This is a genomic window from Anabaena sp. FACHB-1237, from assembly GCF_014696225.1.
In the GTDB taxonomy this organism is placed as follows: Bacteria; Cyanobacteriota; Cyanobacteriia; order Cyanobacteriales; family Nostocaceae; genus FACHB-1237.
In genome coordinates this window covers 24,850-31,681 of the sequence record NZ_JACJPV010000046.1, presented here as the reverse complement: position 1 = coordinate 31,681, position 6,832 = coordinate 24,850, and the positions used below count along the sequence as shown (strand labels likewise).

General features: G+C 33.9%; 14 protein-coding genes. 4 read left to right on the top strand and 10 right to left on the bottom strand.

The window, feature by feature from the left end; genetic code table 11:
* Nucleotides 1-159: 159 nt before the first annotated feature.
* The 7 genes from H6F32_RS17330 to H6F32_RS17300 all read right to left on the bottom strand — a co-directional run bounded on the left by H6F32_RS17330 (nt 160) and on the right by H6F32_RS17300 (nt 3,201).
* Nucleotides 160-501, bottom strand: coding sequence for an SMEK domain-containing protein (locus H6F32_RS17330; protein WP_190370546.1), 342 nt, complete (start codon nt 499-501; stop codon nt 160-162).
* Nucleotides 502-566: 65 nt separating this feature from the next.
* Nucleotides 567-878 (bottom strand): HigA family addiction module antitoxin, encoded by a 312-nt coding sequence (locus H6F32_RS17325; protein WP_190370545.1) that lies wholly within the window; start codon nt 876-878, stop codon nt 567-569.
* 20 nt (nt 879-898) lie between these two features.
* Nucleotides 899-1,234 carry a XisI protein gene (locus H6F32_RS17320; protein ID WP_190370544.1) on the bottom strand — a complete coding sequence of 112 codons (336 nt, stop codon included), beginning with the start codon at nt 1,232-1,234 and terminating at the stop codon, nt 899-901.
* Nucleotides 1,222-1,641 (bottom strand): XisH family protein, encoded by a 420-nt coding sequence (locus H6F32_RS17315; protein ID WP_190370543.1) that lies wholly within the window; start codon nt 1,639-1,641, stop codon nt 1,222-1,224. Before H6F32_RS17315 ends, H6F32_RS17320 begins: the two co-directional genes overlap by 13 nt.
* 382 nt (nt 1,642-2,023) lie before the next feature.
* Nucleotides 2,024-2,500, bottom strand: a complete 477-nt coding sequence (locus tag H6F32_RS17310) for a Uma2 family endonuclease (protein ID WP_199294618.1) — start codon at nt 2,498-2,500, stop codon at nt 2,024-2,026.
* Nucleotides 2,501-2,508: 8 nt separating this feature from the next.
* On the bottom strand, nt 2,509-2,847 hold the full coding sequence (locus H6F32_RS17305; RefSeq protein ID WP_190370542.1) for a type II toxin-antitoxin system HicB family antitoxin: 339 nt from the start codon (nt 2,845-2,847) through the stop codon (nt 2,509-2,511).
* Nucleotides 2,848-2,940: 93 nt separating this feature from the next.
* Nucleotides 2,941-3,201: a type II toxin-antitoxin system HicA family toxin gene (locus H6F32_RS17300; RefSeq protein ID WP_190370541.1), complete on the bottom strand. Its 261-nt coding sequence runs from the start codon at nt 3,199-3,201 to the stop codon at nt 2,941-2,943.
* Between the two features lie 244 nt (nt 3,202-3,445).
* Between H6F32_RS17300 and H6F32_RS17295 the strand changes: the two genes are divergently transcribed.
* The 4 genes from H6F32_RS17295 (at nt 3,446) to H6F32_RS17280 (ending at nt 4,572) form a co-directional block, all read left to right on the top strand.
* Entirely contained in the window at nt 3,446-3,688 is a 243-nt protein-coding gene (locus H6F32_RS17295; RefSeq protein ID WP_190370540.1) for a type II toxin-antitoxin system ParD family antitoxin, read from the top strand.
* 5 nt (nt 3,689-3,693) lie between these two features.
* Complete coding sequence (locus H6F32_RS17290) at nt 3,694-4,023, top strand: type II toxin-antitoxin system RelE/ParE family toxin (protein ID WP_190370539.1); 330 nt, start codon at nt 3,694-3,696, stop codon at nt 4,021-4,023.
* Between the two features lie 115 nt (nt 4,024-4,138).
* Complete coding sequence (locus H6F32_RS17285) at nt 4,139-4,390, top strand: type II toxin-antitoxin system ParD family antitoxin (RefSeq protein ID WP_190370538.1); 252 nt, start codon at nt 4,139-4,141, stop codon at nt 4,388-4,390.
* A 2-nt stretch (nt 4,391-4,392) separates the two neighbouring features.
* Nucleotides 4,393-4,572 (top strand): hypothetical protein, encoded by a 180-nt coding sequence (locus H6F32_RS17280; protein WP_190370537.1) that lies wholly within the window; start codon nt 4,393-4,395, stop codon nt 4,570-4,572.
* A gap of 163 nt (nt 4,573-4,735) precedes the next feature.
* Here H6F32_RS17280 and H6F32_RS17275 read toward each other — a convergent pair whose 3' ends face one another.
* From H6F32_RS17275 to H6F32_RS17265, 3 genes are all read right to left on the bottom strand, one after another.
* Nucleotides 4,736-4,921 (bottom strand): hypothetical protein, encoded by a 186-nt coding sequence (locus H6F32_RS17275; RefSeq protein WP_190370536.1) that lies wholly within the window; start codon nt 4,919-4,921, stop codon nt 4,736-4,738.
* Nucleotides 4,922-4,924: 3 nt separating this feature from the next.
* Nucleotides 4,925-5,314, bottom strand: coding sequence for a type II toxin-antitoxin system VapC family toxin (locus H6F32_RS17270; protein WP_242031165.1), 390 nt, complete (start codon nt 5,312-5,314; stop codon nt 4,925-4,927).
* Nucleotides 5,315-5,662: 348 nt separating this feature from the next.
* On the bottom strand, nt 5,663-6,814 hold the full coding sequence (locus tag H6F32_RS17265) for an NADAR family protein (RefSeq protein WP_190370535.1): 1,152 nt from the start codon (nt 6,812-6,814) through the stop codon (nt 5,663-5,665).
* Nucleotides 6,815-6,832 lie beyond the last annotated feature (18 nt).

Genomic DNA, 6,832 nt, shown 5'->3' with positions numbered 1-6,832 from the left:
TAATTAAGTTTAGTAAATTTCATCGTTAATTAATTTCTTAATGTACCCTATCATCATTCTCTCATAAAATTAATACCCGTCATTTATTTAATCTATTACTATTAACAATTCTCAATCAGTCTGATTCAATAACATCTTCATTATTGCAGTACACATATACTAATAATTAGCGATCGCTGTGCCAGTTGCGTAAGTCCTGTACAATTCATATTTTACGAATTTCCCCAGAGTATCTTTAATTTTTTCGTTATCAGATGTTGATGTGATCTGAAAAGCTACTCTTGCTTTTTCGTCTCCTAAGTCAATTCCCGGATAATTGTTTGTTTCAGAATTGAGATTCTTGAGTTCCCTATAATCATAAACTTCAGCTAAAAGATGTGTTAATATAGTCTCAGCAACTTTATTAATATCTGTTCTAGCCATTGCAGTAGAATCATTAACTTGATCTACAAAACGAGACATTAATACAATAATTCGATTTTGCGATTTTAATAGATTCATCTTTTTTATGTACAGATAATATTATTGATAGACGTAGATAGAGAATGATGAAATTTATGTTTATTCTAAACCAAAGTCATAACCTTATTATATTCTTCCTGATGACTTTGCAAAGCATCCCAAACATCAACCTTTTGCTGAAGATTTAACCACAATCTCGGTCCATTACCCAAGGCCTTAGCCAGACGAATGGCAATATCTACAGTAATGGATTTTTCACCATTGATAATTTCCTGAATTGTTTGATCAGATATTCCTAAAACTTCAGCAAAATCATGATAATTCACTTCTAAATCATCTAAAATATCTGCAATTACTTCACCTGGATGTATTGCTCTTGCTAATCTCTCATCAGTTATATTTTGCCAATTATTCATAATTAATACTCCTTAAATAATTAACCCACAGCATATTCTGTAAACTTCCTCATAAAAGGAGACTGAAAACCTAACACAATATCCTGTTTACTCACTCCAGCAGCTACCAAATTAGCAGCAATATCATCCTCTGTACCATTCCATTGCAGCCAAATTTTACCACCTTTAATATCAATATGAATAATACAACTATGTACCCAATCTTGACCTTCCCAACCAACATGAACTATTTGATAATGATCGCGCTCTGTATCAAAAATTGTCTCAACTTCTATATTGCTGTAAGCTGGTTGTGCTTGACCATATTCTTTTAATGTTTCTTGGACAATTTGGCGGTATTGAGTTAATTTATCCATTGAAAAATTACCCCTTTTTCTACATCATAAATTAGCATTTTTACACTATTTTCTAAAATCATATCTTTGGGAAAATCAAGTTGAAAAAATGTTTTGTAAGTCGTTAGCGGGACTGCTAAATATAAAGTACGATCTGGTTGTAGTCTTTTCAATGCACCTCGATAATTAATAAATTGTCCTAATGCTGTATGAAATTCCGAAATAGCAGACGATCTTTCTAAAAAACTTTTAACTTCGACTGCAATTTTTTGTCCTTCCCGTTCTGCGGCTATCAACTTTTGGGCGGCTAAATCAATAGAAAGATTAACTCCTCCTACACTAATTGTAAGTGGATCATTTGTAATTTGCCAACCATCTTTTTGTAAGGCTATTTTGACAACTTCATGAAAAATATCTTTAGCTGACATACATATCTATAATTATATTGCTTATTCTAGAATTACAGTACCAGAAAACGATACCTTCGGTGCGCTTCGCTAACGCACCCTCCAAGCCCCAAAACAGCGAACTGACAAGTCAGCGCTTACGCTATCGCACCCCCACATCCCCCAAAACAGCGATACCTTCGGTGCGCTTCGCTAACGCATCCTCCAAACCCCCAAACAGCGAACTGACAAGTCAGCGCTTACGCTATCGCACCCCCCAAACCCCAAAAAGCGATCGCTAACAAATACAGACTAACGCCGTTTTACGAGTTGATTCATCTCTTTTTGGACATTAACAGCAATATTTAAAGCCATTTTCCATTTCTCCCCTAAATAAGAGCCTCCAGCTAATTACTCAAAATCATTAATTAATAATTGTTGTAATTCTGATTTCATAACAATACACACCATTGTCAATATATTCCATCATCTTTTCCTGTGTAGTTTTCAAACTATCACTAGGAGAAAGTAACTCAATCACAAAATCAGGACAAATAGGAGGAAACTTTTGTTTTTCCTCATCAGTTAAAGTATCCCATCTTTCTAACTTTATCCAAGCTGCATTAGGTGAAAGTATTGCATTATTTGGTAAAATAAAACCGACATCAGAACCAAAAACTACACCTTGTAATTTGTCATCGTTCCAATTTGCTAATTGAGCAGTTAAACCAGCATTAATATTGCTAGTTATACCACCCAATAAAGGTTTTAATATTAGACTACCATCAACATTAAGTTCAATTTTGATTAATTCATTGATTTGACACAATTCAAAAAATTGATCATCAGTTATTTGAATTGAGGGAGGTAGATACAACGTTATATTAGTTATATTATCCATATAATAATTTATGCTTTAACTGATTTTTCAGCAGCATTGATTAAAATTTCATCCATCCAAGCATTGATACTTTTTCCAGCTTTTTTAGCCGCAATAAAAATTTTGCGATGATGTTCTGGAGTAGTTCTAAATGGTAGTTTACCAGAAAAAGGTTTATCCGGTTCTTCTCCTAATTCTTCACAAAAAGCTAAATACCCATCAATAGAAGTCTGAAATTCTTGACGTGCTTCTTCTACCGTTTTCGCTTTAAAAGTAATTACATCATTAATATCAAGAACACGACCAAAAAGTATTCCTGCTTCTACATCTACTTCAATTGATGCTGTATATCCTTTATAAGTCAACATAACTCTAATAACCTCAACTAGATTTTATTGTGGTAGGGGCAATTTTTGGAATTACCCCAAATCTTTAATATGGACTAATTATAAATCAACTAATTATGGTTCAACTCCTGCTTTTATCAAAAATTCTCTCACTGCTTTTACCGCTCCTTTATCGGTTTCTTTTTCTCGATGTGGTTCATGAAAATAACCTCTCACATCATTTAATTTAACTCTAACTCTTGAACTGCTTCCTTGAATAATATCAGCACCTAAAGCTATAAATAGACTTTCAATATCTTGCCAAATAATATTTGCTGGTACAGGATTTGTAAAAATTAATTCTAAAGTTTTTCTTTGTTTATTATTGAGATTCATCCTTTTTTACTTTTAACAGAAGCTAATACATAAGATATCATATTATGATATCATGTCAAGAGATAATCTACAGTTGTTTACAAGCAATACCTATGCCTTCGGCACGCTACGCGAACGTAAGCTAACGCTAAGGCACTCCCTACATCCCTAAACAGCGATACCTACGGTAAAATTTGCTAATGTACTCTACCCACTACCAAAAAATGATAAAATACTAATAAAATTTTATTCATATTAGACACTTATGAATGTGAGTTTTCCGATACCAAAAGAACTGGAGTCTTATCTTGAGGTTCAACTTCAATCTGGGAATTATGATACTGTAGCGGACTATTTTTTGATGTTGTTGCAGCAAGATAAACGGCGTAAGGATGCTCAAGCAAAATTAGCTAGTTTGTTGCAAGAAGGTTTGGACTCTGAAGCAGAACCTGTAAATCCTGAATATTGGCAGGATTTGCGCCGATCAATTTTTGGTACGGGGCATTAGTAAGTATGGCTTTTCAGGTAATTGTTCGCAACCGTGCTACTCAAGATATCAGACAACAAGCAAATTATATTTTGGTGAATGGTAATCGGGAATCAGGGGAGAAGTTTTTGGAGTTTGTTGAGTATGCTTTTGCTCAATTGGCGATAACTCCCAATATGGGAAAGGTTGTGTTGTCTTTACCTGATATGGGAACAATTCGTCAGTGGCGGATTAAGAATTTTAACGACTATTTGATTTTTTATAAAGTTCAAGAGGAAACGGTGGAGGTTATACGGGTTTTGCATGGAGCGAGAGATTTAGAGGACTTATTGCCATTGTTAGATGAGGAAGTTTAATTTTTTGATCGCACCCCTTCACACCCCCTAACAGCGATCGCTATGCAGACTGTTTGACAAAAATTGACAATATTTGCCATAATGAAATAGTCAGAAAAATCAACACTTGTTAATTATGACTACAGTAAATATTTCTCTTCCCGATTCTATGGGGGATTTTATCAATGAACAGGTTGAAAAAGGTGGCTACAGTACAACCAGCGAATACATTAGACATTTGATTCGTCAAGACTTAGAAAAAGTCCAACAATCAAGAATAGAAAAGTTATTCTTGGAAGGATTAGATAGCGGTGAAGGAATAGAAATTACAGATGAATGGTGGGAACAAAAACGCTCCCAACTGATTGAAAAAATTCGCAAATCATAACAATGACTAGTGGCAGTGTTTATGATATTGGAAATCCTCGTTTAGTGGGTTTGCGAAAGTGGCAGGTTAAAGGATTTGAAAAATACCTAATTTTTTATTTGCAAGGGGATGAATATATTGAAATTGTCCGGTTAATTTATGCTGCACGGGATATTTCACAGATATTAGCAGAAGAAGAATAGTTATAGTTATCAAATAGGTGATCGCACTTTCTCCAAACCTCAAAAGAGCGATCGCATTCCCAACATCCCAAAAAGCGAACTGCTTGCAGCAGCGCTTCGCTATCGCACCCCCTCCACATCGCCAAACAGCGATTACTAGGTTACTTTTCGCTATCGCATTTATTTATGATTTTGTGCCTTCCAACAATTTGTTAGACCTTAGTTTTGGTTGTAGAGTAACAACCTTATGTCCACTTGAGTTTTGCTTTTTTTGTAAGTCCAAAAATATTGCACGCAAATCATAGTTAAAGGACTTAGCATAGGCTTCTCGAATGTGATGAATTTCTTCTACAATTTCATCTTCCCACATAATTTATTGCTCCATTAATTCGTAAGGTGTACAAATAGTTGGCATTTCATACCCAAAGTCTAAACTGATTTGAGCCAATTTTTTCTGAATCTGTGCGTTGGCAATATGTTTACAATTCCATGTTAACAGATAGTCTATACCATGAATTGTAGCTAGTGCAATATGTATTGCATCTGTGGCAGCTTTAGAAGGTAGGTTACTTTTATTAATAAATTGTTCTGCAAGATTTATAACAGTTTCGTTTATTGATAAAAGTTCAAAGTTTTCCAGCAATTCTAGACGTTTATTAGCTATTTCTAAATCTCCTGCGGCAACTTCATCTAAAACAGCTTGAGAAATGTAAAGATTAAAATCATGACGGCGATTTTCCCACCAGTCTCTCGTAATTTCCATGTTAGCTGCAATAATTAAATTTTTGGTGAATCTGGCTGTTAAATAGCCCCAATAACACTGGTTTCTATGTAGACGGTTTCACTCATTATATTATGTGCTATTGATGGATTTATTGTAACCAACCTAAATCTTTCTCTATCAAAAAGCAATAACTAAGGTACGAAGATCGCACTCCCAACAAGCGATCGCACCTCCCAAAACCCAAAACAGCGAACTGACAAGTCAGCGCTTGCGCTATCGCACTCCACAAACCCAAAAAACAGCGATCACACTCTCACCACATCCCCAACAGCGATCGCATTACCCACACTCCCAAAAAGCGATACCTTCGGTGCGCTTCGCTACGCATTATATTAAAGAAAGTTGTGTAATTTCTTCATTGACATTTAATTTGCTTTTTATGACAGACTGAGATGATGTTTTTGCAGTGGTTCTAGGTTTGTTGACTCTAGGTTTCTGAGAAACATATTTATACTTAGAAGTAGAATACCAAATATATCTCACTGGTTTTTCTAATTTTATAACTTTACCTGATTCTACAGCTATTTTTAGCCAATCTTGCAACTGTTTTTTATTAACTGTTTTCAAATGCTCTAAAATATTTTCAACAGCTAAGGGAGTTTGTAAGATTTTCTCTAATTTAGGTAATACCCAATCTTCAAAAATATTATCTTCTTTCTCTTTATCTTCCTGATCTAAATTTTCATTTATTTCTGTGTTGACAGTTAAAGTATTTTCATTATTTTCTTTTTGCACAATATTGAATTTCTCTTGTTGATTTTCTAATATATCTCCATTAATTTTATGTTCATGGAAAATCATGCTGTCTTCTTGTTGATATTCAATATTTTGATTATCCATAAATGGCAAATCTGGAGTGGTTAATTCAGATTCTTGCACCTTGAATGAATTGATTAAATTTTTATTTACTAAAATATTTTCAATAGGTTGATTAAAAAGATCAAAATTAGGAATATTTGGGATTTTTACAATTTCTAAACAACTAGCACCTTGTTTTAAATGTTCTCTTAATTCCATTAAAATACGACCTAAAACATTTGCACCAACTAATTGATTATCTTCAGTTGGTATTGCACCCCAAAAATCATCTTTACTAGAATCTTCTACTATAGGTTTATCTCCTGTTTGTAATAGTAATTGTCCAAATTTTTCCCAATTTTGTACTAGCTTCACTCGTAAACACCAGCGCATAATATTAACTCTTACCTGATCCCAATCTGGTCGAGATTGATCTCGATAAGGTTTACTTTTCATCTTAGCTGTCATGGGACTATTTTGAGCAATAATTAATTTTTGCACATCAGGAAGATGAGGAAAGCGGCAAGCCTGATATAATGCTTCTGATGTGAGTATTTTGACACTATTTATTTTTAAATTATAACCTCCAGCCATATTTGATAATCCACCAAATGCTTCTTTGGTTTTACGAAAGGTTATACATTCATTTCTGTTATATATTCTTATTTGGGAAGATTTCATGATTTTACCTCTCAAAAT

Coding starts and splice junctions, on each gene's coding strand:
- H6F32_RS17330 (WP_190370546.1), bottom strand. CDS start 501: ATGAATCTATTAAAATCGCAAAATCGAATTATTGTATTAATGTCTCGT.
- H6F32_RS17325 (WP_190370545.1), bottom strand. CDS start 878: ATGAATAATTGGCAAAATATAACTGATGAGAGATTAGCAAGAGCAATA.
- H6F32_RS17320 (WP_190370544.1), bottom strand. CDS start 1,234: ATGGATAAATTAACTCAATACCGCCAAATTGTCCAAGAAACATTAAAA.
- H6F32_RS17315 (WP_190370543.1), bottom strand. CDS start 1,641: ATGTCAGCTAAAGATATTTTTCATGAAGTTGTCAAAATAGCCTTACAA.
- H6F32_RS17310 (WP_199294618.1), bottom strand. CDS start 2,500: ATGGATAATATAACTAATATAACGTTGTATCTACCTCCCTCAATTCAA.
- H6F32_RS17305 (WP_190370542.1), bottom strand. CDS start 2,847: ATGTTGACTTATAAAGGATATACAGCATCAATTGAAGTAGATGTAGAA.
- H6F32_RS17300 (WP_190370541.1), bottom strand. CDS start 3,201: ATGAATCTCAATAATAAACAAAGAAAAACTTTAGAATTAATTTTTACA.
- H6F32_RS17295 (WP_190370540.1), top strand. CDS start 3,446: ATGAATGTGAGTTTTCCGATACCAAAAGAACTGGAGTCTTATCTTGAG.
- H6F32_RS17290 (WP_190370539.1), top strand. CDS start 3,694: ATGGCTTTTCAGGTAATTGTTCGCAACCGTGCTACTCAAGATATCAGA.
- H6F32_RS17285 (WP_190370538.1), top strand. CDS start 4,139: ATGACTACAGTAAATATTTCTCTTCCCGATTCTATGGGGGATTTTATC.
- H6F32_RS17280 (WP_190370537.1), top strand. CDS start 4,393: ATGACTAGTGGCAGTGTTTATGATATTGGAAATCCTCGTTTAGTGGGT.
- H6F32_RS17275 (WP_190370536.1), bottom strand. CDS start 4,921: ATGTGGGAAGATGAAATTGTAGAAGAAATTCATCACATTCGAGAAGCC.
- H6F32_RS17270 (WP_242031165.1), bottom strand. CDS start 5,314: ATGGAAATTACGAGAGACTGGTGGGAAAATCGCCGTCATGATTTTAAT.
- H6F32_RS17265 (WP_190370535.1), bottom strand. CDS start 6,814: ATGAAATCTTCCCAAATAAGAATATATAACAGAAATGAATGTATAACC.